31 protein-coding genes are annotated in these 25159 nt (G+C 72.2%); 10 read left to right on the forward strand and 21 right to left on the reverse strand.

What is annotated here, in order from left to right; all coding sequences use genetic code 11:
- The first annotated feature begins 65 nt into the window (after positions 1-65).
- Both BJ965_RS06105 and BJ965_RS06110 read left to right on the forward strand, forming a co-directional pair.
- A complete protein-coding gene (locus BJ965_RS06105; protein ID WP_184907731.1) occupies positions 66-839 on the forward strand; it encodes an MBL fold metallo-hydrolase in 774 nt (257 codons plus the stop codon).
- On the forward strand, positions 836-1498 hold the full coding sequence (locus tag BJ965_RS06110) for a DedA family protein (protein WP_184907732.1): 663 nt from the start codon (positions 836-838) through the stop codon (positions 1496-1498). Before BJ965_RS06105 ends, BJ965_RS06110 begins: the two co-directional genes overlap by 4 nt.
- A 2-nt stretch (positions 1499-1500) precedes the next feature.
- Here the strand turns inward: BJ965_RS06110 and BJ965_RS06115 are convergent, their stop codons facing one another.
- The 5 genes from BJ965_RS06115 to BJ965_RS06135 form a co-directional block, all read right to left on the reverse strand.
- Positions 1501-2562 (reverse strand): MBL fold metallo-hydrolase, encoded by a 1062-nt coding sequence (locus BJ965_RS06115; protein WP_184907733.1) that lies wholly within the window; start codon positions 2560-2562, stop codon positions 1501-1503.
- On the reverse strand, positions 2559-3806 hold the full coding sequence (locus BJ965_RS06120) for an aminotransferase class I/II-fold pyridoxal phosphate-dependent enzyme (RefSeq protein ID WP_184907734.1): 1248 nt from the start codon (positions 3804-3806) through the stop codon (positions 2559-2561). Before BJ965_RS06120 ends, BJ965_RS06115 begins: the two co-directional genes overlap by 4 nt.
- 207 nt (positions 3807-4013) lie before the next feature.
- Positions 4014-4718, reverse strand: a complete 705-nt coding sequence (locus BJ965_RS06125) for a hypothetical protein (protein ID WP_184907735.1) — start codon at positions 4716-4718, stop codon at positions 4014-4016.
- A 126-nt stretch (positions 4719-4844) separates the two neighbouring features.
- Positions 4845-5636, reverse strand: coding sequence for an RNA polymerase sigma factor SigF (locus BJ965_RS06130; RefSeq protein WP_184907736.1), 792 nt, complete (start codon positions 5634-5636; stop codon positions 4845-4847).
- A 310-nt stretch (positions 5637-5946) separates the two neighbouring features.
- Positions 5947-6126 carry a hypothetical protein gene (locus BJ965_RS06135; RefSeq protein WP_184907737.1) on the reverse strand — a complete coding sequence of 60 codons (180 nt, stop codon included), beginning with the start codon at positions 6124-6126 and terminating at the stop codon, positions 5947-5949.
- Positions 6127-6286: 160 nt separating this feature from the next.
- On the opposite strand from BJ965_RS06135, the gene BJ965_RS06140 reads away from it, so the two are divergent.
- The 4 genes from BJ965_RS06140 (at position 6287) to BJ965_RS06155 (ending at position 8366) form a co-directional block, all read left to right on the forward strand.
- Complete coding sequence (locus BJ965_RS06140) at positions 6287-6688, forward strand: DUF2795 domain-containing protein (RefSeq protein ID WP_184907738.1); 402 nt, start codon at positions 6287-6289, stop codon at positions 6686-6688.
- 96 nt (positions 6689-6784) lie between these two features.
- Complete coding sequence (locus tag BJ965_RS06145) at positions 6785-7192, forward strand: CBS domain-containing protein (protein ID WP_184916833.1); 408 nt, start codon at positions 6785-6787, stop codon at positions 7190-7192.
- Positions 7189-7875: a diguanylate cyclase gene (locus BJ965_RS06150; protein ID WP_184907739.1), complete on the forward strand. Its 687-nt coding sequence runs from the start codon at positions 7189-7191 to the stop codon at positions 7873-7875. The genes BJ965_RS06145 and BJ965_RS06150 overlap by 4 nt, the downstream gene beginning before the upstream one ends.
- Entirely contained in the window at positions 7824-8366 is a 543-nt protein-coding gene (locus BJ965_RS06155; RefSeq protein ID WP_030843792.1) for a type 1 glutamine amidotransferase domain-containing protein, read from the forward strand. Before BJ965_RS06150 ends, BJ965_RS06155 begins: the two co-directional genes overlap by 52 nt.
- 189 nt (positions 8367-8555) lie before the next feature.
- Here the strand turns inward: BJ965_RS06155 and BJ965_RS06160 are convergent, their stop codons facing one another.
- On the reverse strand, positions 8556-8843 hold the full coding sequence (locus BJ965_RS06160) for a DUF6158 family protein (protein ID WP_184907740.1): 288 nt from the start codon (positions 8841-8843) through the stop codon (positions 8556-8558).
- Positions 8844-8907: 64 nt separating this feature from the next.
- On the opposite strand from BJ965_RS06160, the gene BJ965_RS06165 reads away from it, so the two are divergent.
- Positions 8908-10008, forward strand: coding sequence for a baeRF2 domain-containing protein (locus BJ965_RS06165; protein WP_184907741.1), 1101 nt, complete (start codon positions 8908-8910; stop codon positions 10006-10008).
- Positions 10009-10065: 57 nt separating this feature from the next.
- On the opposite strand, the gene BJ965_RS06170 is transcribed toward BJ965_RS06165, so the two are convergent.
- The gene (locus BJ965_RS06170) at positions 10066-11685 is read right to left on the reverse strand and encodes an ATP-binding cassette domain-containing protein (RefSeq protein WP_184907742.1); all 1620 of its coding nucleotides are present in this window, start codon (positions 11683-11685) and stop codon (positions 10066-10068) included.
- A gap of 63 nt (positions 11686-11748) precedes the next feature.
- Positions 11749-12291, reverse strand: a complete 543-nt coding sequence (locus BJ965_RS06175) for an MOSC domain-containing protein (RefSeq protein ID WP_184907743.1) — start codon at positions 12289-12291, stop codon at positions 11749-11751.
- 253 nt (positions 12292-12544) lie between these two features.
- Between BJ965_RS06175 and BJ965_RS06180 the strand changes: the two genes are divergently transcribed.
- Both BJ965_RS06180 and BJ965_RS06185 read left to right on the forward strand, forming a co-directional pair.
- The gene (locus tag BJ965_RS06180) at positions 12545-13366 is read left to right on the forward strand and encodes a class I SAM-dependent methyltransferase (RefSeq protein ID WP_184916836.1); all 822 of its coding nucleotides are present in this window, start codon (positions 12545-12547) and stop codon (positions 13364-13366) included.
- Positions 13367-13408: 42 nt separating this feature from the next.
- Positions 13409-13579, forward strand: coding sequence for a hypothetical protein (locus BJ965_RS06185; RefSeq protein ID WP_030843806.1), 171 nt, complete (start codon positions 13409-13411; stop codon positions 13577-13579).
- Positions 13580-13633: 54 nt separating this feature from the next.
- Here BJ965_RS06185 and BJ965_RS06190 read toward each other — a convergent pair whose 3' ends face one another.
- From BJ965_RS06190 to BJ965_RS06250, 13 genes are all read right to left on the reverse strand, one after another.
- The gene (locus BJ965_RS06190; protein ID WP_030843810.1) at positions 13634-13897 is read right to left on the reverse strand and encodes a gas vesicle protein K; all 264 of its coding nucleotides are present in this window, start codon (positions 13895-13897) and stop codon (positions 13634-13636) included.
- A 38-nt stretch (positions 13898-13935) separates the two neighbouring features.
- Positions 13936-14124: a gas vesicle protein gene (locus tag BJ965_RS06195; RefSeq protein ID WP_003994122.1), complete on the reverse strand. Its 189-nt coding sequence runs from the start codon at positions 14122-14124 to the stop codon at positions 13936-13938.
- A gap of 16 nt (positions 14125-14140) precedes the next feature.
- Positions 14141-14896, reverse strand: coding sequence for a GvpL/GvpF family gas vesicle protein (locus BJ965_RS06200; protein ID WP_184907744.1), 756 nt, complete (start codon positions 14894-14896; stop codon positions 14141-14143).
- Positions 14893-15231: a gas vesicle protein gene (locus BJ965_RS06205; RefSeq protein WP_031108661.1), complete on the reverse strand. Its 339-nt coding sequence runs from the start codon at positions 15229-15231 to the stop codon at positions 14893-14895. Before BJ965_RS06205 ends, BJ965_RS06200 begins: the two co-directional genes overlap by 4 nt.
- Complete coding sequence (locus BJ965_RS06210; RefSeq protein WP_184907745.1) at positions 15228-16319, reverse strand: SRPBCC family protein; 1092 nt, start codon at positions 16317-16319, stop codon at positions 15228-15230. The genes BJ965_RS06205 and BJ965_RS06210 overlap by 4 nt, the downstream gene beginning before the upstream one ends.
- On the reverse strand, positions 16316-17020 hold the full coding sequence (locus BJ965_RS06215; RefSeq protein ID WP_184907746.1) for a DNA primase: 705 nt from the start codon (positions 17018-17020) through the stop codon (positions 16316-16318). Before BJ965_RS06215 ends, BJ965_RS06210 begins: the two co-directional genes overlap by 4 nt.
- A complete protein-coding gene (locus tag BJ965_RS06220) occupies positions 17017-17280 on the reverse strand; it encodes a gas vesicle protein GvpG (protein WP_184907747.1) in 264 nt (87 codons plus the stop codon). The genes BJ965_RS06215 and BJ965_RS06220 overlap by 4 nt, the downstream gene beginning before the upstream one ends.
- 4 nt (positions 17281-17284) lie before the next feature.
- Complete coding sequence (locus tag BJ965_RS06225) at positions 17285-18058, reverse strand: GvpL/GvpF family gas vesicle protein (RefSeq protein ID WP_184907748.1); 774 nt, start codon at positions 18056-18058, stop codon at positions 17285-17287.
- The gene (locus BJ965_RS06230) at positions 18055-18489 is read right to left on the reverse strand and encodes a gas vesicle structural protein GvpA (RefSeq protein WP_030843829.1); all 435 of its coding nucleotides are present in this window, start codon (positions 18487-18489) and stop codon (positions 18055-18057) included. The genes BJ965_RS06225 and BJ965_RS06230 overlap by 4 nt, the downstream gene beginning before the upstream one ends.
- A gap of 46 nt (positions 18490-18535) precedes the next feature.
- Positions 18536-18907 carry a gas vesicle protein GvpO gene (locus BJ965_RS06235; protein ID WP_184916839.1) on the reverse strand — a complete coding sequence of 124 codons (372 nt, stop codon included), beginning with the start codon at positions 18905-18907 and terminating at the stop codon, positions 18536-18538.
- Between the two features lie 92 nt (positions 18908-18999).
- Positions 19000-19929 (reverse strand): non-homologous end-joining DNA ligase, encoded by a 930-nt coding sequence (ligD, locus tag BJ965_RS06240; protein WP_184907749.1) that lies wholly within the window; start codon positions 19927-19929, stop codon positions 19000-19002.
- Positions 19926-21773 carry a transketolase gene (locus tag BJ965_RS06245; protein ID WP_184907750.1) on the reverse strand — a complete coding sequence of 616 codons (1848 nt, stop codon included), beginning with the start codon at positions 21771-21773 and terminating at the stop codon, positions 19926-19928. Before BJ965_RS06245 ends, ligD begins: the two co-directional genes overlap by 4 nt.
- A complete protein-coding gene (locus tag BJ965_RS06250; RefSeq protein ID WP_184907751.1) occupies positions 21770-23776 on the reverse strand; it encodes an FAD-dependent oxidoreductase in 2007 nt (668 codons plus the stop codon). The genes BJ965_RS06245 and BJ965_RS06250 overlap by 4 nt, the downstream gene beginning before the upstream one ends.
- Positions 23777-23949: 173 nt before the next feature.
- On the opposite strand from BJ965_RS06250, the gene BJ965_RS06255 reads away from it, so the two are divergent.
- Complete coding sequence (locus BJ965_RS06255; RefSeq protein ID WP_184907752.1) at positions 23950-24912, forward strand: TIGR03557 family F420-dependent LLM class oxidoreductase; 963 nt, start codon at positions 23950-23952, stop codon at positions 24910-24912.
- Positions 24913-25159: the final 247 nt, after the last annotated feature.

Genomic DNA, 25159 nt, shown 5'->3' on the forward strand with positions numbered 1-25159 from the left:
GGTTTCGCCGCCGACCCTACTCCTGCACGTAGGCTTCGGGGGAGTCGCGCGAAGGAGGCAAAGAAGTGCCGGTGGAGATCACCTGGTGGGGTCACGCCACTTGCACCGTCGAGGATTCGAATGTGCGCGTGCTCACGGATCCCCTGTTCGCACGCCGGCTCGCACACCTGCGGCGCCGGCGCGGAGCGCTGCCGCCCCCGGGCGCCCCGCACGCGGATGTGGCGCTGGTGTCGCATCTGCACGCCGACCATCTGCACGTGCCGTCGCTGATGCGGCTCGCTCCGGGCACGCGCCTGCTCGTGCCCCGGGGCGCGCGCCGGGCGGTGCCGGGTCTGCGCCGGCTCTCGCACCTGCGGGTGAGCGAGGTGACCCCCGGGGACGAGACCTCGGTCGGCGACATCGTCGTACGCGCCGTGCCCGCGCGCCACGACGGGCGGCGGCTGCCGTTCGGACCGCACCGCTCCCCCGCCCTCGGCTACGTCATAACCGGCGAGGCCCGGACGTACTTCGCCGGGGACACCGGGCTGTTCGACGAGATGGCGAAGGAGGTCGGTCCGGTCGAGGTGGCGCTGCTGCCGGTGGGCGGCTGGGGGCCCTACCTGGGCGAGGGACACCTGGACGCGGGCCGGGCGGCGCAGGCGCTGGCACGGCTGGCGCCGCACACCGCGGTGCCGGTGCACTACGGCACGTACTGGCCGATCGGCATGGACGCCGTGCGCCCCCACGAGTTCCACGCTCCGGGAGAGGAGTTCGTCCGGCTGGCGGCCCGGGACGCGCCCGAGGTGGCGGTGCACCGGCTCGGCCACGGGGAGAGCGTGCGTGTGAAGGCCGCGCGGTGAGCTGGTCCGCGCCCCTGGCGCTCGCACCCCTGCTCGCGGCGTCGGCCGTCACCCCGGCGTCCCTGGTCCCGGAGTCCACGCAGCAGGCGATCGGGTATCCGACGCTCTTCGTGCTGGTGCTGGCCGGGGCGCTGGTGCCGGTGATTCCGACGGGAGCGCTGGTGAGTTCGGCGGCGGTGGTCGCCGTGCACCGGACGGCGCCCTTCTCACTGGCGTTGGTGTTCGTGACGGCGTCGCTGGCGGCGTTCCTGGGCGATGCGGCGCTGTACTGGCTGGGTCGGCGCGGGCTGAAGTCGAAGAACGGCTCGCGATGGCTGGAGGCCCTCCGGTCGCGGGCGCCGGAGGACCGGCTGGAGCAGGCGCAGGAGAAGCTCTCCGCCCACGGGGTGGCGGTGCTGGTGCTGTCCCGGCTGATGCCGGCGGGGCGCATCCCGGTGATGCTGGCCTGTCTGCTGGCCGAGTGGCCGCTGCGGAGGTTCTCCCGGGGGAACCTGCCGGCCTGTCTGGCCTGGGCCGCCACGTATCAGTTGATCGGCATCCTCGGGGGGTCGCTGTTCGCCGAGCCGTGGCAGGGCGTGGTGGCGGCGATCGCGCTGACGCTGCTGCTCAGCGCGGTGCCGGCGGTGTGGCGGCGGGTGCGCAGCTCCCCGCGCACCTGAGGTCAGTTCCCGGACAGCACCCGGGAGGCGCCCACCGGCATGTCCCAGAGGTCCTCGCGGGGCAGCCCCGCCTGCTCCCATGCCGCCCGCACGCGCGTCAGGGGCTCCATGACCGGCTCCGCCGACAGGACGAACGCCGCCCAGTGCATGGGGGCCATCCGGCGCGCGCCCAGGTCCTGTGCCGCGCGGACCGCCTCCTCCGGGTCGCAGTGGACGTCGCGGAGCCACCAGCGCGGATCGTAGGCGCCGATGGGAAGCAGGGCCAGGTCGATGCCGGGGTAGCGGCGGCCGATGCGGGAGAACCAGTGGCCGTAGCCGGTGTCGCCCGCGAAGTAGACGCGTTGCCCCTCCCGGTCCGTGAGGACCCAGCCGCCCCAGAGGCTGTGGCAGGTGTCGGTGAGGCTGCGCTTGGACCAGTGGTGGGACGGGACGAAGTCGAAGCGGACGCCGTCCAGTTCGGCGGCCTCCCACCAGTCGAGCTCGGTCACGCGTGTGAAGCGGCGGCGGTGGAACCAGCGGGCGAGCCCGGCCGGGACGAACACCGGGGTGTCGCGCGGGAGGCGGCGCAGTGTGGGGGCGTCCAGGTGGTCGTAGTGGTTGTGGCTGATGACGACGGCGTCGACGCGCGGCAGGTCCTCCCAGGGGACGCCCACGGGCGTGATCCGGGCCGGGGTGCCGAGGATGCGGCGGGACCAGACCGGGTCGGTGAGGACGGTCAGCCCGCCGATGCGCAGCACCCAACTGGCGTGCCCCGCCCACGTGACGGCGACGGTGCGGGCGTCCACGCGGGGCAGCGGGGCCGGGGCGTAGGGCAGCCGGGGGATGTCGGCGAGGCCTTCGGGGCCCGGTCTCACCGCGCCCTCCCGGGCGAAGCGGGCCATGGCCTTCAGACCGGGGAGCGGTGCGGTCAGCCGGTCGTGGAAGGTGCGCGGCCACACCCGCCGCTCGGCCAGCGGCCGGGGTTCGGCCAGGGGCGGGTGCGGGGGTGCGAGGGGGGACGGGAGCCCGGGCTCGTCCGCTTCCCGGGTGGTCGTGCTGGTGGTCGACTCGGACTGCTGCGTCATCGAGGAGGCTCCCATCGCTGAGCGTCGTCGCGGAGATCGTCGAAGACCGACTTCAGTCGGCTCAACGCACGGTTCACCTGCGGCAGTTCCAACGGCGTGGGTGAGGTGAGGCATTCCGCGCGTTCCGTGCCGGAGCCGGCCACCAGTGCGCCGGTGGAGAGCCGCACGCGCGGGGCTTCGAGGTCGTCGCCGAAGCGGTGACCGCCCGGGGCGGGCATGCCGAGGCGTGCGCCGAGGAAGTCCTCCAGTTCCTGTGCGTCGCCGACGCCGTGCGCGCTCAGCGCGGGGCGCAGCGGGGCCAAGTCCACATACAGGTGACGGCCGGAGCGCGGGGGCCGGGCGAGGGCTCCCGCGGCGACGACGGCGGTGTGCGCCTCGGCGGCCAGGAGCGCGTGCAGGCGCACGGCGGTGGCCACGCGCGCGGTGACCGCTTCCGGCTCTCCCAGGGCGTATCCGGCCGCCGCGGCGATGGGCGCGGCGACCCGGGCGTCGAGGGCGGTGAGGATGTCGAGCACGCGCGCGTGGAGGCCCGCGCCGTCCTCACCGGCCGGGAAGCGGGCCACTGCGGCGGGCCAGCCGGGCGGGAGCAGGGCACCGGCCAGGTCGGTCACGACGGTGACCCGGTCTGGCACCATCTCGGCGGGGCTGAGCAGCACGGTGTCGTGGGGGTCGTGCAGGGTGTCGCGCCAGGTCTCGTCGCTGACGAGGTGCAGGCCCTCCCCCTGGGCGGCCTCGATGGTCTCGTGGAGCAGTTCGGGAGGGGCGACGGTGGCGGTGGGGTCGTCGGCGACGGACATCACGAGCAGGCGCGGGTCGCCGCCCTCGGCGCGGACCCGGCGCACGGTCTCCAGCAGGGCGTACGGGTCGGGTACACCGCCGCTCTCCGGCGGGGTGGGCACATGGAAGACGGGGCGGCCCAGCAGGTGGGCGTACGGCGCCCACCAGGCGGCGCAGGGTCTCGGTACGAGGACGTCGCCGCCGAGGGCGGCGGTCAGGGCGAGCAGCAGGGCGGGCGATCCGGGGGCGGCGGCCACCCGGTCCGGGTCGCAGTGCAGTCCGCGCCGGTCCCAGTAGCCGCAGGCGGCTTCGCGCAGGGCACGGCCGCCGCCGACGGGCTCGTGGTCGCCCCGGGACGCGGCGGCGGCGAGCACCGCGGACAGCTCCGGCAGGACGGGCAGCCCGTCCTCGGGGAGCGGCGGCCCGAACCGGACGGGGCCGTGACCTTCCGGGGCCGTCCGCCGCATCCGTACCTCCGCAGTGCCAGTGTCTGGTGCCGCCGTGTGATGTCGCCCCGGGCGCGTGCGCCGTACGGTGCGGCTCGGGCCCTCGGGCACTGAGTACCCAGGGTTCCACCGCCCCATGGGCGCCCGGCCGGGTCGTGACGGTCACAGCATGAGCGGGCCGTGGCGGGGAAGCCGGGCCCTTCCGGGACGGTGGAAGGGCCCGGAGGGTCAGCGGCGGGGGTCGCTCTCCCGGGTGCGCAGCCGGTGCACGGCGGCGCCGAACGCGCCCGCGATCAGCACCCCGCCGGCGGCCAGGGCGGGCACGGAGTCGGTGAAGGCACCGCCGTCACCGGCCCGCACCCCGCGCCGGGCCGCCGACCCGCCGCACTCGGTGTGGTGCGCTTCGCGGTGGTACGAGGGCTCGGGGCAGGGCTTGTGCGTGGGTGGGTGCGTGGGGTGGTCGTACGGGGGCTCGTGGGTGGGCTTGTGCGACGGCTCGTGGGGCCCGGAGCCGTGGGCCACGGTGAACGTCGCGCTCCAGGTCGTGCCCTCACCGCCGGGAGCGGCCGGGCAGGTGCCCTCGACGCTCCAGGCCGAGTCCTCCGCCGGGGCGTCCGGGTCGCCCTCGAAGTTCTCCGCGGAGGCGATGCGGGCCGTGCCGCGGTAGGCGGGGCCGGACACCTCGTCGTCGTTGCCGGTGACCCGTTGCAGCGCCACCGTGCCCTCGTCGAAGGCCTCGGAGGTGGCGTCGATGGTGTCGGGCGGCGGCCCCCCGGTCGGATCGCAGCTGACCGAGACGGTGAGCGTGCCGCCGGGCTGGACGGTGGCGGGACTGACCTCGGCGGCCGGTTCGGCGGACGCGGCCGACGCGAAGCCCAGCAGTGCTGAGCCGGCCAGGACGGCGACGGACAGGGCGTGCAGGCTGCGGCGCATCGAGGGGACTCCTTCGGTAGTCATACCCCTCTGCCATGACAGCCCGCCGCCGACGGGCCCGCGCGGGACCGGACCCCATTAGCGGGACGGCGCCCTCCAACCGGGTGAAAGTCCCGGTGCCGTGTGTCAGGCCGCGTCCCGCATGACCTGCTCCCGTACCCGTCCGCAGCACCGGCTGATCAGCCGGGAGACGTGCATCTGCGAGATTCCCAGCTCCTCGGCGATCCGGCTCTGCGTCATGTCCCCGAAGAACCGCATGTACAGGATCGCCCGCTCCCGCTCGGGCAGCGCCGCCAGCCGGGCCCGCACCGCCTCGCGGTCGACGACCGTGTCCAGCGCCGGGTCGCAGGACCCCAGCGCGTCGCTCAGCGAGTAGCCGTCCTCGCTGCCGGTCAGCTCCGCGTCCAGGGAGAGTGCCGTGAAGCTCTCCAGTGCCTCCTGGCCGGCCCGGACGTCCTCTTCGCTCATGTCCGCGTGCTCGGCGATCTCGGCCACGGTGGGCCGGCGTCCGGAGATGGTCTGGGACAGGTCCTGACCGGCGAAGCGCACGCGGTTGCGCAGGTCCTGGACGCGGCGGGGTACGTGCAGGGTCCACATGTGGTCGCGGAAGTGCCGTTTGATCTCGCCGGTGATGGTCGGCACGGCGTAGCTCTCGAAGGCGTTGCCGCGGTCGGGGTCGTACCGGTCGACGGCCTTGACCAGGCCGAGGGCCGCGACCTGGCGCAGGTCCTCGACGTTCTCGCCGCGGCTGTGGAAGCGTCCGGCTAGGCGGTTCGCCATGGGCAGCCAGGCCTGGACGATCTCGTCGCGGAGCTTGTCGCGCTCCGGGCCGGCGGGCATGGAGGTGATCCTGCGGAAGGCCTCGGCGGTGTCGGGGGCGTCGTCGTGGGGGTGCTTCGTGCTGGATCGAGTCGGCATGATGCGTCGCAATTCCCTTGAAAGTGCACTGGGTTGGACGGTCACCGTGGGAGCGCGATCGGGCTCTGGGACAGAGGCTCCGGTGCGGCTCGCTCGCCGCTCCCACGGACGTGCCTCCTGTCCGAAGCACTCATGGGCGCCTGCCCCCGGGCCCCACCCGCAAACCCGGAGAGGTCCTCCGCCATCGCGCAGGGTGACTCGTACCGCCGGCTCCGGCGGTGGCGTCAACGGCCTTCTCGCCGTGCGGGGGGGAGAGCGGTGAGCGAGTGGGAGAACCCGCGGCTGGAGCGTCCGGACGTCTGGAGGGGCTTCAGGGCGATGGTGCGTGAGTTCCTGCCGGGGCGGGAGAAGGGGTGGCCGCCACGGCTGCGGGGGCGGCCGGTTCGCGCCGTTCGGCGTCCTCCTGCGGCAGCAGCAACTCCTCGTAACGGCCCAGCACCAGCACCACTCCGAGCATGAGCAGCGGGATGAGCACCGCGAGCATCGCCATGACGTGTCCTTCCCCAGAAGTGTGTGGGGGGGTGGGATCCGGGTCTCCCGCAGGGCATGGCGCAAACCAGTACGGACGGCGGCGATCGGCGTGGCGGAACCTGTGTCGCCCTCCGGTGTTCGGGTACGCGGTGCGGGCCCCCGAACGTCTGGAGGGAGACATGCAGCGAGGCAGCGACCGGCTGAGCGTCCACCGGGACGACGAGATGAAGCACGAACTGCAGGGCCTGCTCAGGTCGGGGCATCCCACACGCAGTGAGGAGTGGCACGACCCGGAGCCGGCCGCCGAGGACGACCCCGAGGTCGCCCACGGGCCGGTGACCCCGAGCCGTGCGCCGACGTCCCTGGAGTCGGTGCGGCTGGAACTGGCCCGGATCCTGGGCCGCAGGGCGTTCCCCGCGAGCGCGCGCGAGCTGGCCCGCGAGTTGCGCGGCCACCAGGCGCCCGACGTCCTCGTCGAGGGCTTGGAGGGACTGCCGCGCCAGGAGCGCTACGGCAACGTCCAGGAACTGGCCCAGGCCCTGATCCGGGCCCGTGAGACCGGGCCGGAGGAGTACGCGTAAGGACCGTGTCGGGGCGTCGCGGGAGGCCGCGACGCCCCCCACCGTCCTGGGAACGGAGGGGAGGCGCCAGTGAGGGCCGAGTACGTCAAGGACGTGATGACAGCGGGTGTGGTCGCCGTGCGCCCGGACGCCTCGCTCGTCGAGGCGGCGCAGTTGATGCGCACGCAGAACATCGGCGATGTGGTGGTGGCCGAGGGGCAGGACGTGATCGGCGTGCTCACCGACCGTGACATCACGGTACGGGCCGTCGCCGACGGCGCCGACCCCATGACGGTCAGCGCGCAGGCGGTGTGTACCCGCAATCCCGTGACGGTGACGCCGGACGACCGGGTGGGGACCGCCGTGACGCTGATGCGTGAGCATGCGGTGCGCCGGCTGCCGGTGGTGGAGAACGGGCTGCCGGTCGGCATCGTGAGCCTCGGTGACGTGGCCGAGGCCGAGGACCCCGCGTCCGCGCTCGCCGACATCAGCCGGGCCGAGCCCGACGCCCGGGGTGATGCATGAGCACGGACCAGGCCAGTCGGATCAGCTCCACCGGCGTCACCGTCGACGTCGGTGACGCCACGACCCGGTATCTGCTCTACGGGCTGCTGCCCAGCTGGTTCGTCCCCGGCGTGGCGGACTGGGTGATGCACCGGCGGACGCGCATCGAGGACACCGCGGGGACCAAGGAGTCCCTGATCCACTCGTTGATGATGGCCGAGGTCGGCATCCCGATCGCACTGACGCTGCGCTACGAGGTCAATCCGCTGCTGCTGAGCGTGCAGCTGGGCGGGGCCGCGGTGCACGAGGCGACGGCGCTGTGGGACGTCCGTACGGCCGTGGAGAGCGAGCGCGAGGTCAAGCCGATCGAGCAGCACATCCACAGCTTCCTGGAGTCGCTGCCGTTCGGGGCCCTGGCCGCCCTGATGTGCCTGCACGCCGACCAGGTCGCCTCGCTCGTGCGCGGCGGCAGGGGCGACCCCGACGCGTGGCGGCTGGTGCCGCGCCGGCGGCCCTTGTCGCCCGGCTACCTGGCGGGCATCGCCGCCGCGATCGGCACGTGTGTGCTGCTGCCGTACGGCGAAGAGCTGCTGCGGTGCGTGCGCGCGGGCCGCAAAAAGGACAAACGCAACAGGAAAGGACATCGAGCATCATGCGTATCGCGTTTCTGGTCGCGCCCGAGGGCGTCGAGCAGGTCGAGCTGACCGATCCCTGGCAGGCCGCGAAGGACGCGGGTCACGAGCCCGTCCTGGTGTCGACGCAGCAGGGTGAGATCCAGGCCTTCAACCACCTCGACAAGGCGGACACGTTCCCCGTGGACGAGGTCGTGGGCGACACCTCGCCGGACTCGTTCGGCGCTCTCGTGCTGCCGGGAGGCGTCGCCAACCCGGACTTCCTGCGGATGGACGACAAGGCCGTCGCTTTCGTCCGGGACTTCTTCGAGCACGGCCGGCCCGTCGCGGCGATCTGTCACGCGCCGTGGACGCTGGTCGAGGCGGACGTCGTACGCGGCCGGGAGCTCACGTCCTGGCCGAGCCTGCAGACGGACATCCGCAACGCGGGCGGCACCTGGGTCGACAAGCAGGTCAAGGTCTGTGACCACGGGGCGAACAAGCTGGTCACCAGCCGCAAGCCGGACGATCTGAAGGCGTTCTGCGAAACGTTCCTGGACGTCTTCGCGCAAGAGGCCGCCTGAAGGTCCTCACGCAGGAGACCGCCTGACGGCACCCCCCCCCCGCCGACCGCGAGCGGCATCGGCGCGAGGCGTGCCAGGCGGACGATCCCGCCGCCCGTCCGCCGGGCCGGGCCGGGCCGGTCGCGGCCGGTCCGGTCCGTGCGGCGCGCGTGCGCGCCGGTCAGGTTCCGGTCTCGTCCTTCGAGGGGCTCAGGTGCCGGGGGCCGTGGGAGTCGCCGACTCCCCGCTCCCCCGCTCCCGGGCCCCTTCGCGTGTGCGGCCCGCGGCCACCGTGCGGCGCGGATTGCGGCGCAGGTACTCGCCCTCGAGCTGCGCCATGCGCTCGTTGTGGGCGCGCAGCGCGTCGTTCGAGCCGTAGAGCAGCGTGTCGTGGCGCGTGCGGTGGATGGTCTCCAGCTCTTTCATGAGCTGCTGCTCGTCCAGCCGGTCAGGGTCCACTCCGGTCATCGTGTCGCCCCGCTCCTCGTGTTCGTTCATGCGGTCCGGGTACCCGCCCCCGGAGCAACTGAGCACTACCCCCGAGCGGCATCCGGGAGGAACCATGGATCTCGCCTTTCTGCACCCACTGTACGAACACCCCGGGCCTTGGGCCTCCGTGTACGTCGACACCTCACGGCACACGGAGGGCACTCCCCACGAGCGGGAGCTGACGGCCCAGGCGATGGCCAGGGAGCTGGCCGCGCAGGGAGCGGACGAGGCGACCTGCCGGGCCGTGCAGAGCGCGATCGAGGAGCTGCGGCACTCCTCCGAACCGCACGGCCGGGCCCTTTTCGCACGAGCCGGCGAGGTCGTTCTCGACCCGCCGCTGGTCCGTCCCCCGCGCGGCGGTGACTGGGCCGAATGGGCGCCGCTGCCGCGGGTCGCGCCGCTGCTGGAGCTGGCCGGGGAGGACCCGGTGTGCGTGGTGGCGTACGTCGACCGCAAGGGCGCCGATTTCGAGCTGCGCAGCGCGCTGGGCCGGGAGGGCGCCGGGAGCGTCACCGGCCGGCAGTGGCCGGTGCACCGGACGAGTTCCGCGGACTGGTCCGAGCGGCATTTCCAGCTGCGGGTGGAGAACACCTGGGAGCACAACGCCGCGGAGATCGCCGACGCGCTCGCCGTGTGCCAGGAGGAGACCAAGGCCGACCTGCTGGTTCTCGTCGGTGACGACCGGGAGCGGCGGTCCGTGCACGAGCGGCTGCCCAAGCGGCTGCACGACCTGGTGGTCGAGGCGCCGCACGGCAGCGGCAGCCGACTGCTCGACGAGGACGTGGAGCGGGCCCGGGCCGAACACGTGGGGCGACGGGCCGAGGCGGAGCTGGAGCGGTTCCGTGCCGCCCGCGCCCCGGACGGCGAGGGCCGGACCGGAGCCGCCGAGGGCGTGCCCGCGCTGGTCGAGGCGGCGCGCGAGCACCGCATCGACGAGCTGCTGATCAGGACGGACGGGCCCGACGCGCACCGCGAGGTGTGGATCGGGGAGGACCCCGACCAGCTCGCGGTCCGCCGCACGGACCTGAAGGTCCTGGGCGAGCAGCACTCGTGGCCGGCCCGGGCGGACGACGCGCTGATCCGCTCCGCGGTGGCCACGGACGCGCCCGCGTTGTCGGTCGCCGAGCGCGAGGTCCCGGTGGGGGGCCTCGGGGCGCTGCTGCGCTGGAAGTGACCGGGAGCGGGCCCCGGGGGATGTCCTCCGAGGGGCTGTCGTGAAGCTCGACAGCCCCTAGCGGGCTCGCTCCACCCGCCGTTCGTCCCAGACCGGGTCCGGGGTCTCCCGGACCCGGCCGTCGCTGCCGAAGACCAGGAAGCGGTCGAAGGAACGGGCGAACCAGCGGTCGTGGGTGACCGCGAGGACCGTGCCGTCGAAGGCCTCCAAGCCCTCCTGGAGCGCCTCGGCCGACTCCAGGTCGAGGTTGTCGGTCGGCTCGTCCAGCAGCAGCGCCGTCACGCCCTGGAGCTCCAGCAGGAGGATCTGGAAGCGGGCCTGCTGGCCGCCGGAGAGACGCCCGAACGTCTGCTCCGCCTGCTGGGTCAGCTCGTAGCGGCGCAGCCGTGAGGAGGCGGCGCCGCGGTCCTGTGCGTGTTCCTTCCACAGGATGTCGAGGAGCGTGCGGCCCTCCAGCTCCGGGTGCGCGTGCGTCTGCGCGAAGTGGCCGGGCACGACCCGGGCGCCCAGCTTCCAGTCCCCCGTGTGCGCCACGTCGTCGCCGGCCAGCAGGCGCAGGAAGTGGGACTTGCCGGAGCCGTTGGAGCCGAGAACGGCGACGCGTTCACCGTAGAAGACCTCCAGGTCGAAGGGCTTCATCAAGCCGGTGAGCTCCAGGTTCTCGCAGGTGACCGCCCGGATGCCGGTGCGGCCGCCCTTGATCCGCATCCTGATGTCCTGCTCGCGCGGCGGCTCCGGGGGCGGGCCGGCCTCCTCGAACTTGCGCAGGCGCGTCTGCGCGGCCGCGTAGCGGGAGGCCATCTCATGGCTGACGGCAGCGGCCTGACGCAGCGTCAGCACCAGCTTCTTCAGCTGGGCGTGCTTCTCGTCCCAGCGCCTGCGCAGCTCCTCGAAGCGGGCGAAGCGCTCCCGCCGGGCCTCGTGGAAGGTGGCGAAACCGCCGCCGTGCACCCAGGCGTCGGCGCCCGCGGGCCCGGGCTCCAGGGAGACGATCTTCTCGGCGGCGCGGGCGAGGAGTTCGCGGTCGTGGGAGACGAACAGGACCGTCTTGCGGGTCTCCTTCAGCCGTTCCTCCAGCCACCGCTTGCCGGGGACGTCGAGGTAGTTGTCGGGCTCGTCGAGGAGCAGCACCTCATCGGTGCCGCGCAGCAGCGCTTCCAGGACGAGCCGTTTCTGCTCGCCGCCGGAGAGGGTGCGGACCTCCCGGAACTGCGCCTTGTCGTACGGCACCCCGAGCGCGGCCGTCGTGCACATGTCCCACAGCGTCTCGGCCTCGTAGCCGCGGGCCTCGGCCCAGTCGGCGAGGGCCTGCGCGTAGGCCAGCTGGGCCGCCTCGTCGTCGACGGTCATGATGGCGTGCTCGGCGTCGTCGACGGCCTTGGCGGCCTCGCGGATACGGGGCGTCGCGACGGACACGAGCAGGTCCCGTACGGTCGTCTCGTCGCGTACGGATCCCACGAACTGTCGCATGACCCCGAGCCCGCCGCCGACGACCACGGATCCGCCGTGCGGCTTGAGCTCACCGGCGAGCATCCGAAGCAGGGTGGTCTTCCCGGCACCGTTGGGCCCGACGAGGGCCACCACGGCCCCCTCCCCCACCCGGAACGAGACATCACCCAGCAGCGCCCTTCCGTCGGGCAGGCAGTACTCCAGGTGCGCGGCTTCGAGGTGTCCCATGCGCGCGATTCTGTGGGGGCGCGGGGGTCCGGGGCAAACGGGTTTCGGATCCCGGGGTGCCGTTCAGACCCGTTCCAGCGGCCGGTGCGGCTCGCTGGGAAGCTCCGCCACGATCGTGTCGCCGGGGCGGACCACGCCCCCCTCGCGCACCACGCTCATGATCCCGGCCTTGCGCACGATGTTCCCCGCCTCGTCACGTCCGACGACCTGCTTCAGCAGTCCGTCCTGGAAGAGGTCGATCTGCAGGCATGGGTTGCGCAGCCCGGTGACCTCCAGGACCGCGCCGGCGCCGATGCGCAGCAGCGTGCCGGTCGGCAGTGCGAGCAGGTCGATGCCCCGGGTGGTGATGTTCTCGCCGAGTTCGCCGGGCGCCACCTCGAACCCGTCCTCGCCGACCTCGGCGAAGAGCTCCTCGTGGATGAGGTGGACCTGCCGCAGGTTCGGCTGGGTGGGGTCCTGCGCGACGCGCGAGCGGTGCTTGACCGTCACCCCGGCGTGCACGTCCCCTTCCACCCCGAGCCCGGCGAGCAGCGTGATGCTGTCCCGGTTCGGTTTGGTGAACGAGTACTCCCCGTTGCTGCTGACCGCCGTCACGTGCGCGTTCATCTCTCGGTTCCCCCTGTTTCGGTGATGATGATCAGTCCCGAGCCTGCCCCGGGAGCGTCGGTGTGTCCACCCTCTCCGGGTACCCGCGGGCCGCGTGACGCTGGAGAAGCTCCCCGCGGCACTGACCGTGTACCGGCCGATCACCGGGCGCTGACACACCGTCAGTCCACATGGCGGGATATGGATCTCAATATGCGGCGCTCCTGCGTACGGTGATCTCATGCCGACCCGACCGGAAGGGGTGGGATCCGACATGCCGGAACCCCGGGAGACCGCCGTCTACACCCACGGGCACCACGAGTCCGTGCTGCGCTCGCACACCTGGCGCACCGCCGCCAACTCCGCCGCCTACCTGCTGCCTTCGCTGAAGCCCCACATGAAGATCCTGGACATCGGCTGCGGGCCCGGCACGATCACCGCCGACCTGGCCGCACTCGTGCCCGGCGGGCACGTCACCGGCGTCGACCGGGCGCCGGAGATCCTGGAGCAGGCGCGTGCGACCGCGGCCGGACGGGGCCTGGCCAACGTCGGCTTCGCGGTCGCCGACGTGCACGCCCTGGACTATCCCGACGACACGTTCTGCGTGGTCCACGCCCACCAGGTGCTCCAGCACGTGGGAGATCCCGTGCGGGCGCTGCGCGAGATGAGCCGGGTCGTGAAACCCGGCGGCCTCATCGCCGTGCGGGACGCGGACTACGAGGCCATGACCTGGTACCCGGCGTCGGATGGACTCGACGCCTGGCTCGACCTCTACCGCCGGGTGGCCCGGGCCAACGGCGGTGAGCCGGACGCCGGACGACGACTGAAGGCCTGGGCGCTGCGGGCCGGCCTCACGGACATCACGGCGACCTCCGGCACCTGGACCTTCGCCACGCCTCAGGAGCGGGCCTGGTGGAGCGGGCTGTGGGCCGATCGCACCCTGGCGTCGGTCTACGCGGACCGGGCCGTCGAGGGCGGGCACGCCGACGAGGCGGGGCTGCGGGGCGTGGCCGAGGCCTGGCGGGAGTGGGGTACGCGGGAGGACGGGTGGTTCAGCGTGCTGCACGGAGAAATTCTCTGCCGCAAGGAAGCCTGAATCCCGTTTTACGGGACACCCTGAAAGCAGGAGGTTCGAATTATGGTTCCCATCCTGCTGGTGCTGCTTCTGGCTTTGATTCTGTTCGGCGCCGGATTCGCAGTAAAGATTCTCTGGTGGATCGCACTCGCGGTTCTCGTCATATGGCTGGTGGGCTTCTTCGTCCGCGGTACGTCGGCAGCCGGCGGCAGGGGCCGTTGGTACAGGTGGTGAATGCGCACATGTCGCCCCGGGTCCGGATCAGGGCCCGGGGCGACATGTGTGAGGTCAGTCCCGCGGAAGCAGCGGTCCGAGCGGCCCGAGGTCGAGGTTGAGGTCCTCGGGCCGCAGTCCGTAGCGGTCGCGCAGTTCCGTCATCCGCTCGTCGAGCAGCATGAGCGTGAGCCCGATCCGCTCCTCCTGCTCCTCACTCAGGTCCCCCACGTCGAACCGGCGCAGCGCCTGGCGCTCCATGAGCTGACGCAGCAGCTCCACCACTGTCAGCACCAGTTTGACCAGGTCGCGCTCGACCGTGTCGGGCTCCAGATCCATATGTTTGCGGCGCGACCGGGGCTGGTCGTCGGGGCTGGTCACAGCAACTCCTCGAACGGTGAGGGCACCTGGGCGTTCACCGAGCTGATGAGCGCGTTGAGGTCGATCCTCACGAGGTCGACGTCGGCGATGCGCAGGGTGATGTCCCCCGTGATCACGACGCCGCCGGCGAGCAGCCGGTCGAGCAGGTCCACGAGGGCGACCTCACGGCGTTCCACTACGGTCACGGATTCTCCCGCCTGTTCATGTGGCTTCCCCGGCGAACGAATAGGCCGCCCAGGGGCCGGTGAGTTCGATGCGCATTCCGGGCACCTCGCCCTTCGTGCGGTCGACCAGTTCCACGAATTCCTCGGAGTTCGCACGCGGAACGAGATAGGCGGCATTCAGCACGTTGCGTCCGGTCGCCTTGGACAGGGCGGGGTTCTGCGGGGGATGCGTCCGGGAATCCTCCGCGAATGCGGAAAGCTCCTCGTGCAGACGGGACGAGAAAGCCTCGGCCTTCTGCCACATTTCCTCGTGGGACCTGGTCTGCATGCGCCGCTGCCGCAGGTAGTCCCGGCCCGACGCGGGCTTCTGCGCGGGCCGGGCGCTCTCCTGCGGTTCGGACTCTGCGTACACCTTCACGCCCCACTCGACCCGGCCCTCCAGCCGTTCAAGGGTGCGCTGGAAGTCCTCTTCGCGGGCCTCCATCATCGTCCGTACGCCGCTGTCGTCGTGGAAGACGGTGCCGAGCCGCAGTGGCAGCGGCGTCGTGACGGTGGTGAGCGCGTCGATCACGCCCTGGTGGGCGCGGGCGGTCTCGGTGAGCCAGTCCAGATCCTCCAGATGGGCGCGGAGCGGTTCCTCCGCGAAGTCCCGCTCCGGCACGTGACTCACCACGGCCACCAGGCCGTGGTGAGTCAGCGCCCTGGGCGGATCGCCCGCCACACCCGTCAACTGGGCCTGGAGCGGGGTTCCGAAGGGGCGGCAGACGGCGTAGACGTACCGCAGTCCGGTCACGGTGCCTCCTTCTTCTCCGCGCGGCCGGGCTCCAGTTCCTCCAGCCGGGCCAGCCTTTCGCGCAACTCGGCGTTCTCACGGGTCAGTTCGTCCCGGCGGGCCCGCGAGCTCAGGGCCGGGTCGGTCTCCCACCAGTCGATGCCCATCTCCTTCGCCTTGTCGACCGAGGCGACGATCAACCGCAGCTTGATGGTGAGGAGTTCGATGTCGAGCAGATTGATCCGGATGTCGCCCGCGATGACGATGCCCTTGTCCAGGACCCGTTCAAGGATGTCGGCGAGGTTGGCACCGCTTCCCTGACCGTAGGGTTCGGGCATCCTGCTGGGCGTCGTCATCGCCGGCTCCCTGCCTCGACTTCCTCGTCCTCGTCGTCCTCGTACTCACCCTCGGGCTCTTCCTCCTCGGGCTCCTCCTCGTCCTCGGCCTCCTCGTCGTACTCGGCCTCGGAGTCGTCCTCGTACTCGCCCTCGGGCTCCTCGTCCTCCTCCGGCTCCTCCTCGTCGTACTCGTCCTCGGCCTCCTCGCCCTCGGGGCGTTCCTCCTCGGACTCCTCCTCGGCGAGCGCGTCCTCGTGACTGCGGACGACCTCGCCGTCGCGGATCTCGCCGCGCCAGCCGTCCTCCGCCTCGCCCTTGATGGTGATGAAGCGGACGAAGTTCTTGAGGTCAAGCCGGGCCCGGCGGCCCTGGGCGCGCCAGATGTTGCCGGTCTTCTCGAAGAAGCCGGAGGGGTAGTACTCGATGACCAGCAGGACACGGGTGAGGTTGTCGGTGAGCCGGTGGAAGGAGACGACGCCCTTCGTGGTGCCCTTGGCGCCCTCGGAGGTCCAGGCGATGCGGTCGTCGGGGACCTGCTCGGTCGTGGTCGCCTTCCAGCTGCGGTTGGACCACCAGATCTTCGCCTGCCAGTCGGAGTGGGTGTCGTCGTCGCGGCTCGCGCTCTTGACGCCCTTCGCGAAGGTGCTGAAGTCCTGGTACTGGGTCCACTGGTCGTACGCCGTGCGCAGCGGTACGCCGACATCGATGTGCTCGATGATGACGGTGGGCTTGTTGCCGGAACGGCCCTTGCCCTTGCCCTTGCCGCCCAGGCCCTTGAAGGCGCCTTTGACCTTGTCCTTGAGGCGTGAGCCGCCGAGCTCCAGGGCGGAGCGCACCGGCCCCTTGCCCTCGGCTATCTTGCGGCCGCCGTCGAGGGCGAGCTTGGCGAAGCCGGGGCTGTTGCCCTCGGCGATGTCGTTCAGCTTTCCGGTGGTCTCGCCGAGCTTGTGGCCTACGCCGGTGAGCATGCGCGTGGCCTGAGCGGCGAGGTACTCCTGCAGTTCGGCCTTCAGCCGGTCGGCGGCCTCGCTGTGAGCCAGGTCTGTGAGCGGGTTCTTCGTCGCTCCGTTGGCGGCGGACTTCGCCGAGCCGAGAGTGTCACTCATCCCTCACCGCCTCCCTTCTGCCGCCGGGACCGGGCGCTGCCGCCCCGGCTTCCTGAGGTCGCCTTCTTGGCGGGCGTGGTCTTCTTCGCCCCCGCCTTGCGGCCCGCCGTCTTCTTCGCGGGAGCCTTCTTGGCAGGAGCCTTCTTGGCGGGAGCCTTCTTGGCCGCCTTCTTCGCCGGCGCCTTCTTGGCGGGGGCCTTCTTCGCCTCGGGCTCCTCTTCCTCTTCCTCGTCCTCGTCGGCTTCGGAGTCCTCGGGCTCCTCTTCCTCCTCGGGCTCCTCCGCTTCGGAGTCCTCAGGCTCCTCGTCCTCGTCGGGTGCGGAGTCCTCGGGTTCCTCGTCCTCGTACTCGGCGTCCTCGGCCTCGTCGTCCTGGCCGGGCACCACGCCCGACAGCTGGTCGCGGACCTGGGCGGTACGGCCGTGCAACCGGTCGGCGAGGGCGTCGATCTGCCGCTCGACCATGGCACCGGAAGCGGCCTTGCCGACACCGCGCAGATCCTGCCGCAGCTGGTCGCCGATCTCCTTGAACTGCGGGTTGTTCCGCAGCTGTTGCTGGACCAGATCCGCGACCATGCGCGGGCTCAGGTTCAGCTTCTTGCCGGCGACCAGTCCGCCGACGGCCATCGCCATCTTCAGTTTCTTGGTCCGTCCCAGGAGATATCCGGCCCCTATGGCGAGACCCAGTCCCGTTCGGTTCATGATGTTGTCCCGTTGCCTGTTCCCGCGCTGCCGCGCGAAGCGATCTCCAACCGGTCGAGGAGTTCGTCCTCAAGACGGTCGAACTCCTCCTCCGTGATCTCTCCGGCCTCCATCTGCTCCTCAAGGCGAGCCAGCTCGGCCCGGATCGTGGCGGGGTCGTAGTAGATCCGCTCGGCCTCCTGCACCACCTGTTTGATGGCCCAGGCGCTGCCGCGTACCGGTGCGAACGGCAGCAGCAGCACCTCAGAGATCAGGCCCACGTCGTCACCCCGCTCCGGTGTCCGTTCCGCTCGCCACGGTGCCCGCGGGCTCGGCCGGACCGGGCTCGACGAAGCTGTACGGCGGCAGCGGACCGTTGACCCGCACCTCGAGGTGCGGCATGTCCTTGCGGACCTGCTCGACCGCGGCCAGGAAGGACTCGGCCGAGTCCCGGTCCACCAGGAACGACACATTGGCCAGCCAGCCGGTGGACTCCGGGCCTACGCTCACGTCGTCGGCGGCCGACTCCAGGGCGCGCTGCACCGCGGCCCCGTCGTCGGCCTCCTTGGCCTTGACCGCGGCCGCGACCATCTCGCCGAGCCGGATCTTGTCGTCGTAACTGCCGCCGCCCGCCTGCCGGTTGGCCTCCGCGAGCCCGCGGATGTCGGGGCTCTCGGCCATCACCTGGTGCAGGACGGCCTCTTCGACGTGGTTGGCCTTGACGTTGTATTCGACCCGGTTGTCCAGGGCCCGCAGCCGCTCCTTGTAGTGCTCGGCGCGCTCGGCGAGCACCCCGGTGATGGAGTTGTCGTCCGGGGCCACGCTGCCGAACCGCATGGGCAGCACGCAGCCGGCCGCACCCGCCTCGCTGAGCACGTTCTGGTGGGCGAGCAGTTCCTTGCGCTTGGGCCGCAGCCCGTCGGGCGCCTCGCTGACGACGGCCGCCAGGTCGCCCTCGCGCAGGATGCGCACCGGGCGGGGCGGGTCGCCGACGCCGCTCATGCCCTCGGGGAGGCCGGGGTGCGAGCTCGAGGCGATGCCGTAGACGTAAGTGCTCACTCCTGCTCCTCCTTACGGCGGGACGACGTGCTCTTGCGGGCTCGCGGACGCGACTCGGTCTCACGCTCGGAGCCTTCGGTCCGCGCCTGCTTGAAGGCGTCGGAGATGGTCTCGGCGGCGCCGGACAGCGCCCCCTTCGACTTGCCGCGGGCACCGGACTCGGTCATCTCCCCGACCAGGTCGGGCAGGCCCGGGTCCTTGCGCGGACCGGCCTCCAGGTCGAGCCGGTTGCACGCCTCGGCGAAGCGCAGATAGGTGTCGACGCTGGCGACGACGACGCGTACGTCGATCTTGAGGATCTCGATGCCGACCAGGGAGACGCGCACGAATGCGTCGATGACGAGCCCCCTGTCCAGGACGAGCTCAAGCACGTCGTAGAGACCGCTGCTGCCGCCTCCGCCGCCGGACTGCTGTGCCGGTACGACTGTCATGCCGGGTGTTCCTCCTCGTGTGTGGGTACGGGTCGGGTCGGGCGGCCTAACGGCCGCCGGGCCTGCGCGCGTCGGACCGCCCGCGTTCGTAGCGGCGGACGCGCCGGTATCCCGTGAGCTGCCCCTCTGCGTCGAGCTCCACCTGGTAGCTCGCCATCAGGCTCATCGTGTCGGGCACGCGCTCGAGTTCGAGGACCTCGACCTCCAGCGCCCAGCCCTCCTCCGTCTGCTCGAAGGACGACACGGACTCGGCTTCCATGCCGGTGAGCTCCGCGAGCTGGCCGCGTGCCTGACGCAGCACTTCCATCGGACTCGGCCGCTTCCGGGCCGTCTGGTCGTCGTTCGTTTTGCTCGAATTCCGAGAGTCCTGAGACTTCTGTGGACCCTGTGACTCTTGCGTGTTTTTTGTGTTCGACATGGCCACCTCCCCCTCCGTGTGGCCGCAAGCGTGTTCGCCAAACCTCTACGGATGCATGCATCTGCCACTCGCCAGGCCGAAGGCGGGGCGCTTCAGCCGCGCAGGGCGATCAGCCGCCGCCGGGCCGGCCCCAGCGCCCGGCCGCGGTTCAGCAGACCTGACCAGGGATGGGTGCGGGCCTGCTCGACGGCGTCGGCGATGGTCCAGCGGCGGGCGTTCAGCTCCGGCTCGTCGAGCTGGCCCCAGGTGATGGGGGTGGCCACCGGCGCACCCGGGCGGGGCCGGACCGTGTAGGGCGCGACGGCGGTCTGGGCGTAGGCGTTGCGCTGGATGTCGAGATAGAGCCGCTCGCCGCGCTCCTTCTTGCGGGCGGCGGTGGTGAGCCGGTCGGGGTGCGCGGCGGCGAGGGTGTCGGCGACGTCCCGGGCGAAGGCGCGTACCTCGTCGAAGTCGTGGCGACCGTTCAGGGGCACGATCACGTGCAGCCCGCGCGAGCCCGTGGTCATCAGCGCCGAGGGCAGTTCCAGCTCGTCGAGCAGCTCCCCGAGCAGCCGGGCGGCCTCGCGCACGGCCTCGAAGTCGTCGCCCGCCGGGTCGAGGTCGAAGACCAGCCGGTCGGGGTGGTCGACACTGCCGGTGCGGGACAGCCAGCGGTGCAGGGTGATGCTCGCCTGGTCGGCCAGGTAGAGCAGGGTGGCGGTGTCGTCGCACACGGCGTGGCAGACGGTGCCGCCCTCCTTGGCCAGCTCGACGCGGGTGATCCACTCCGGGTAGTGGTCGGGAGTGTTCTTCTGCATGAACGTGGGCCCGTCGAGGCCGTCCGGATGCCGCTCCAGCATCAGCGGCCGGCCGCGCAGGTGCGGCAGCATGAAGGGCGCCACGGCCCGGTAGAAGTCCACCAGGTCGCCCTTGGTGTACTCCTTGGCGTCGCCGCCGCCGGGGAAGAGCACCTTGTCCGGCCGGTGCACCTCCACCGTGCGGCGGCCCGCCCGCACCCTGCGTGTGCCGTCGCCGCCGCTCACCGCACGACCGCCTCCTCCACCAGCAGCCGCCCGGCCGCCGCGATGGACTCCGCGTCGATGCCCGAGGCGCGCAGCTGCTCCTCCGGGGACGCCGAGCCCGGCATGGTCCGCACGCCGAGCCGCACCAGGCGCGGTACGGGACGCCCGTCGGTGAAGGCGTCGAGGATCGCGTCGCCGATGCCGCCCTCGGGGTGGTGGTCCTCCACGGTCACCAGGCAGCCGGTCTCCTCGGCGGCCCGGCGCAGGGTGGCCCGGTCGACGGGCTTCACGGAGTACAGGTCGATCACCCGCACCGCGATGCCCTCCTGCTCCAGTGCCTCGGCGGCGGCCAGTGCCTCGTGCACGGTGACGCCCGCCGCGACGAGGGTCAGGCGGTCCTGGCCGGAGGAGCGCAGCACCTTGCTGCCGCCGACCGGGAACTCCTCGTCGGGGCCGTAGATCACCGGGCTCTCGCCGCGCGAGGTGCGCAGGTAGCGGACGCCCTCCAGTCCGGCCATCGCGCCGACGAGCCGCGCGGTCTGGTTGGCGTCGCACGGGTACAGCACGGTCGAGCCGTGCACCGCCCGCATCATCGCCAGGTCCTCCAGGCCCATCTGGCTGGGCCCGTCCTCGCCGATGGCGACACCCGCGTGTGAGCCGACGAGGTTGATGCCGGCGCCGCTGACGGAAGCCATCCGTACGAAGTCGTAGGCCCGGGTCAGGAACGCCGCGAACGTGGCCGCGTACGGCACCCAGCCGCGGGACGCGAGGCCGACGGCCGAGGCGACCAGCTGCTGCTCGGCGATGTAGCACTCGAAGTAGCGGTCGGGGTGCTCCTTGGCGAAGAACTCGGCGCGGGTGGAGTCGCCGACCTCGCCGTCCAGGGCGACGATGTCGCCGCGGCCGGTGCCGAGGGCGGTGAGCGCCTCGCCGAAGGCGTTGCGGGTGGCGACCTCCTCGCCCTTGTCCCACCTCGGGAGCTCGAAGTCCCCGGTGTGGACGGAGTGCAGCATGCGGGCGGCGGGCGGTTCCTGCACCTGAACCCGGATGTCGCGCGGGCCGCCGAGTGCGGTGATGGCCTCCTCGGCCTCCGGCAGCGGCTTGCCGTGCAGGCCCTCACGGTCCTGGACGCCCTCGACGCCCTTGCCCTTGAGCGTGCGGGCGAGGATCGCGGTGGGCTGGCCCTTGGTGGACGCGGCCTCGCCATAGGCGCGGTCGACGGCGTCCACGTCGTGGCCGTCGACCTCGATGGTGTGCCAGTCGAAGGCCTGGAAGCGGCGGGCGTAGGCGTCCAGGTCGTGGCCGTGCCGGGTGGGGCCGCGCTGGCCGAGCCGGTTGACGTCGACGATCACGGTGAGGTTGTCCAGGTGCTCGTACCCGGCGTGCTCGGCGGCCTCCCACACGGATCCCTCGGCCAGCTCGCTGTCGCCGCACAGCACCCAGGTGCGGTAGCCGGTGCGGTCGAGCCGCTTGCCGGCCAGCGCGATGCCGACTCCGACGGGCAGGCCCTGCCCAAGTGACCCGGTGGCCGTCTCGACCCACGGCAGGCGCTGCGGGGTGGGGTGCCCTTCGAGGCGGCTGCCCAGCTTGCGGAAGGTGAGCAGTTCCTCGTCGTCGATGGCGCCGGCCGCCTTGTACGCGGAGTACAGCAGTGGGGAGGCGTGGCCCTTGGAGAGGACGAAGCGGTCGTTGCCGGGGTGGGCGGGGCGGTCGAAGTCGTAGCGGAGGTGGTGCGCGAGCAGGACGGCCATCAGGTCGGCCGCGGACATCGAGGACGTCGGGTGCCCGGAGCCCGCCGCGGCGGCGGCGCGGACACTGTCCACTCGCAGCTGCTGTCCGAGGTCGGTGAGTTCACCGGTGTTCATGAGTCTCCTTTCGCGGAGTCTTCCGTGACGTCGGTTCGTTTGACCGGGCCGGGGGCAGGGTGGCCCGCAGACGGCCGGCCGGGCGGGGGTGGTCCGGGGGCGGGCTGGTTCTTGGCAGGCTCACCACCGGGCTGGTTCTTGGCGGGCTCACCACCGGGCTGGTTCTTGGCAGGCTCACCACCGGGCTGGTTCTTGGCAGGCTCACCACCGGGCTGGTTCTTGGCAGGCTCACCACCAGGCTGGTTCTTGGCAGGCTCACCACCAGGCTCATTCCTGGCGGACACACCGCCTGGCTCATTCCTGGCGGGCACACCACCCGCCTGGTTCTTGCCCGGTTCGCCGCGGGGCTGATTCCTCGCCGGCTCACCACCCGCCTGGTTCCTGGACAGCTCGCCGCGGGGTCCCGCGGCCGGGCGGCCCTTCGCCGTCTCGGCCTCCGAGCGCAACTCCGCGGACCCGGAGCCGGGTCGGCCCGTGGCCGGGCGGCCCTTCGCCGTTTCCCACTCGGAGCGTGGCTGCGCGGCCCCGGATCCGGGCCGTACCTGCGTCGCCCCGGATCCGGGCCGCCCCTTCGCGGGCTCATCGTCGGGCCGGGCAGGGCCCGGCCCTCCGGCGCCGGTGCCCCCGTCGCCGGTGTCGGCCGCGAGCGCCGCCCCCGGCCCGGACCGGGCGCTCGTGTCCTGCCCTCGCCCGGGCCCGCCCGGCACCCGGGCCACCTCGGGCGACGACGTGTCCAGCGGCACCGACCAGGACCGTACGAGCCCCAACTGCACGGCCTGGCGCGGCAGTACGGCGTCCAGCAGCCAGTCGGCCGCGACCCGCACGCGGTTGCCGGGCATCGCGGCGAGGTGGTAACCCCGCGTCACCGCACCCGCGGGTACGCCGGACAGAGCCACGCCGAGCGGGTTGGCAGCGGCTTTCGCCCCGCCCAGGTCGACGACGAAGCCCAGATCGCGGTGACGGTACGGCGTGCGCGCCCCGCCGAGACCGAGCGACGCGGCGACGTTCTCCGCCGCGACCTTGCCGTGCCGCCAGGCGTGCTGCGCGGTCATCGGCGTATAGCTCCCCGGATTCGACAGATCGGGTACGGCGGCCACGTCGCCGCAGGCGAACAGCTCCGGCCGACCCGGCACCCGCAGATGCGGGTCGACGAGCAGCCGCCCCTTCTCCATGGGCAGCCCGAGGGACTCGACCAGTGGGTCGGGACGCACGCCCACGCACCACACCAGCGTCCGGCTCTCGACGAACTCGCCGTCGGTCAGCAGGACCCCGTCGTGCGTGGCCTCCTTCACGGAGGTCCCCATGCGCACGTCCACACCCCGCTGCCGCAGCACCCGGTCGGCGGTGGCGGACAGCTTCCCGTCCATCTCGGGCAGCACCCGCGGCGCCACGTCCAGCAGCATCCAGCGCGGCCGCATGCCCCGCCGCAGCGGGTGCTTGCGCACCTGCGCGTCGGTGAACATCTGCCCGTGCGCGGCGACCTCCGTGCCGGTGTATCCCGCGCCGACCACGACGAAGGTGCACCGCGCGGCGCACGTCCTGGCATCGTCCGCGGACGCCGCGAGTTCCACCTGCCGGGTCACGTGGTCACGCAGGTACAGCGCCTCGGGAAGGCCCCGGAAGCCGTGCGCGTGCTCGGCGACCCCGGGGATCGGCAGCAGCTTGTTGACGCTGCCCGCGGCGAGCACCAGTCGGTCGTAGGCGAGGGTGCCGCCCTCCCCCTCGGGGCCGGTGTAGTGCAGCGTCCGGTCGTCGAGGTCGATCCGGTCGGCCTCGCCCAGCACCAGCCGGACGTCCGGCAGCGAGTCCGAGAGGGAGACCGTGACCCGGCGGGGCTCCAGGATGCCGGCGGCGACCTGGGGCAGCAGGGGCAGGTACAGGAAGTAGTCGGTCGGGTTCAGCAGGGTGATGTGGGCCCGGCCCCGGGTGAGCCGGGACAGGGTGCGGGCCGTGCGGAAGCCGGCGAAGCCGGCACCGACGATCAGGATGCGGGGTCGACTCACGGTCGCTCGCCTCCGGCGCTGTCGCGTAGCTCGGGAGCCTTCCGCGTCCCCCTGGCCAGGGCACCCAAACCCCGGCCGGGGCGCGCGCTCCCCCGCACGCCGCCGGTTTCCGACCCCGCGCCCGGGTACCCGGTGCGGGATACGGACCGCCGACGTCGCGGAGGCACTCCCCCATGCCCGAGTACGGATACTTCCTCTCGTGTGAGCAGTACGGACCCGCCGAGCTGATCGAGCAGGCGCGGATGGCCGAACAGGCCGGTTTCCAGGCGCTGTGGATCTCGGACCACTACCACCCGTGGAACGACGAGCAGGGCCAGAGCCCGTTCGTGTGGTCGGTGATCGGCGCGCTCTCCGAGGCCGTGTCCCTGCCGATCGAGACGGCCGTGACCTGCCCCACCGTGCGCATGCACCCGGCGGTGGTGGCGCACGCCGCGGCGACCAGCGCGGTGATGACGAACAACCGCTTCCGGCTCGGCGTCGGCTCCGGCGAGGCGCTCAACGAGCACATCCTGGGCGATCACTGGCCGCCGGCCCACGTGCGGCTGGACATGCTGGAGGAGGCGATCCAGGTGATGCGCCGGCTGTTCACCGGCGAGGAGGTGAACCACCACGGACCGCACTACACGGTCGAGAACGCCAGGCTGTACACCGTCCCGGACGAGCCGATCCCGATCGACATCTCCGGCTTCGGCCCGGCCGCGACGCAGCTCGCGTCCCGTGTGGGCGACGGCTACATCACCGTGTCGCCGGACGAGGCGATGGTGGAGCAGTACCGCAAGGGCGGGGGCGGCGGAAAGCTCGTCAGCGGCGGCACCAAGGTCTGCTACGACACCGACAAGGACGAGGCCGTACGGACCGTCCACCGGCTCTGGGCCAACGAGCAGCTGCCGGGCGAGCTCGGCCAGGTGCTGCCCTCCCCCAAGCACTTCGAGCAGGCGCAGCAGCTCGTCACCGAGGACATGGTGCGCGGGAACCGGGTGTGCGGCGACGACCTGGACGAGCACGTGGCGGAGCTGAAGCAGTTCGCCGACGCGGGTTTCGACCGGGTCTATGTGAACCAGATCGGCCCGGACCTGCGCGGCTTCTTCGACTTCTACCGCACGAAGGTGCTGCCGCAGCTCCAGCAGGCCGTGTGACGTCCCGGGCGGGAGGCGGACCGGGACGCCTGGAGTCGCCCGCATGCCGAAGCCGCGCGTCGCGAGGCCAGTGAGCGGGACACGGCGGACATCGAGCGGGACACGGCGGACATCGAGCGGGACGCGGCGGAGATCGAACGGGCCGAGGCGGAGATCGAACGGGCCGAGGCCGCCGAGCGGCTGGAGGCGGCCACCCACTTGACCGCCGCCGCGCATGCCGACCGGGCCGGTCGGCTGCGCGCGGAAG

The organism is Streptomyces luteogriseus (genome assembly GCF_014205055.1).
GTDB classification, from domain to species: domain Bacteria; phylum Actinomycetota; class Actinomycetes; order Streptomycetales; family Streptomycetaceae; genus Streptomyces; species Streptomyces luteogriseus.

Excerpts from the sequence above, each read along its gene's own strand:
- BJ965_RS06115 (WP_184907733.1), bottom strand. The coding sequence starts at position 2,562 with ATGACGCAGCAGTCCGAGTCGACCACCAGCACGACCACCCGGGAAGCG.
- BJ965_RS06120 (WP_184907734.1), bottom strand. The coding sequence starts at position 3,806 with ATGCGGCGGACGGCCCCGGAAGGTCACGGCCCCGTCCGGTTCGGGCCG.
- BJ965_RS06125 (WP_184907735.1), bottom strand. The coding sequence starts at position 4,718 with ATGCGCCGCAGCCTGCACGCCCTGTCCGTCGCCGTCCTGGCCGGCTCA.
- BJ965_RS06130 (WP_184907736.1), bottom strand. The coding sequence starts at position 5,636 with ATGCCGACTCGATCCAGCACGAAGCACCCCCACGACGACGCCCCCGAC.
- BJ965_RS06135 (WP_184907737.1), bottom strand. The coding sequence starts at position 6,126 with ATGGCGATGCTCGCGGTGCTCATCCCGCTGCTCATGCTCGGAGTGGTG.
- BJ965_RS06140 (WP_184907738.1), top strand. The coding sequence starts at position 6,287 with ATGCAGCGAGGCAGCGACCGGCTGAGCGTCCACCGGGACGACGAGATG.
- BJ965_RS06145 (WP_184916833.1), top strand. The coding sequence starts at position 6,785 with ATGACAGCGGGTGTGGTCGCCGTGCGCCCGGACGCCTCGCTCGTCGAG.
- BJ965_RS06150 (WP_184907739.1), top strand. The coding sequence starts at position 7,189 with ATGAGCACGGACCAGGCCAGTCGGATCAGCTCCACCGGCGTCACCGTC.
- BJ965_RS06155 (WP_030843792.1), top strand. The coding sequence starts at position 7,824 with ATGCGTATCGCGTTTCTGGTCGCGCCCGAGGGCGTCGAGCAGGTCGAG.
- BJ965_RS06160 (WP_184907740.1), bottom strand. The coding sequence starts at position 8,843 with ATGAACGAACACGAGGAGCGGGGCGACACGATGACCGGAGTGGACCCT.
- BJ965_RS06165 (WP_184907741.1), top strand. The coding sequence starts at position 8,908 with ATGGATCTCGCCTTTCTGCACCCACTGTACGAACACCCCGGGCCTTGG.
- BJ965_RS06170 (WP_184907742.1), bottom strand. The coding sequence starts at position 11,685 with ATGGGACACCTCGAAGCCGCGCACCTGGAGTACTGCCTGCCCGACGGA.
- BJ965_RS06175 (WP_184907743.1), bottom strand. The coding sequence starts at position 12,291 with ATGAACGCGCACGTGACGGCGGTCAGCAGCAACGGGGAGTACTCGTTC.
- BJ965_RS06180 (WP_184916836.1), top strand. The coding sequence starts at position 12,545 with ATGCCGGAACCCCGGGAGACCGCCGTCTACACCCACGGGCACCACGAG.
- BJ965_RS06185 (WP_030843806.1), top strand. The coding sequence starts at position 13,409 with ATGGTTCCCATCCTGCTGGTGCTGCTTCTGGCTTTGATTCTGTTCGGC.
- BJ965_RS06190 (WP_030843810.1), bottom strand. The coding sequence starts at position 13,897 with ATGGATCTGGAGCCCGACACGGTCGAGCGCGACCTGGTCAAACTGGTG.
- BJ965_RS06205 (WP_031108661.1), bottom strand. The coding sequence starts at position 15,231 with ATGACGACGCCCAGCAGGATGCCCGAACCCTACGGTCAGGGAAGCGGT.
- BJ965_RS06210 (WP_184907745.1), bottom strand. The coding sequence starts at position 16,319 with ATGAGTGACACTCTCGGCTCGGCGAAGTCCGCCGCCAACGGAGCGACG.
- BJ965_RS06215 (WP_184907746.1), bottom strand. The coding sequence starts at position 17,020 with ATGAACCGAACGGGACTGGGTCTCGCCATAGGGGCCGGATATCTCCTG.
- BJ965_RS06230 (WP_030843829.1), bottom strand. The coding sequence starts at position 18,489 with ATGACAGTCGTACCGGCACAGCAGTCCGGCGGCGGAGGCGGCAGCAGC.
- BJ965_RS06235 (WP_184916839.1), bottom strand. The coding sequence starts at position 18,907 with ATGTCGAACACAAAAAACACGCAAGAGTCACAGGGTCCACAGAAGTCT.
- BJ965_RS06245 (WP_184907750.1), bottom strand. The coding sequence starts at position 21,773 with ATGAACACCGGTGAACTCACCGACCTCGGACAGCAGCTGCGAGTGGAC.
- BJ965_RS06255 (WP_184907752.1), top strand. The coding sequence starts at position 23,950 with ATGCCCGAGTACGGATACTTCCTCTCGTGTGAGCAGTACGGACCCGCC.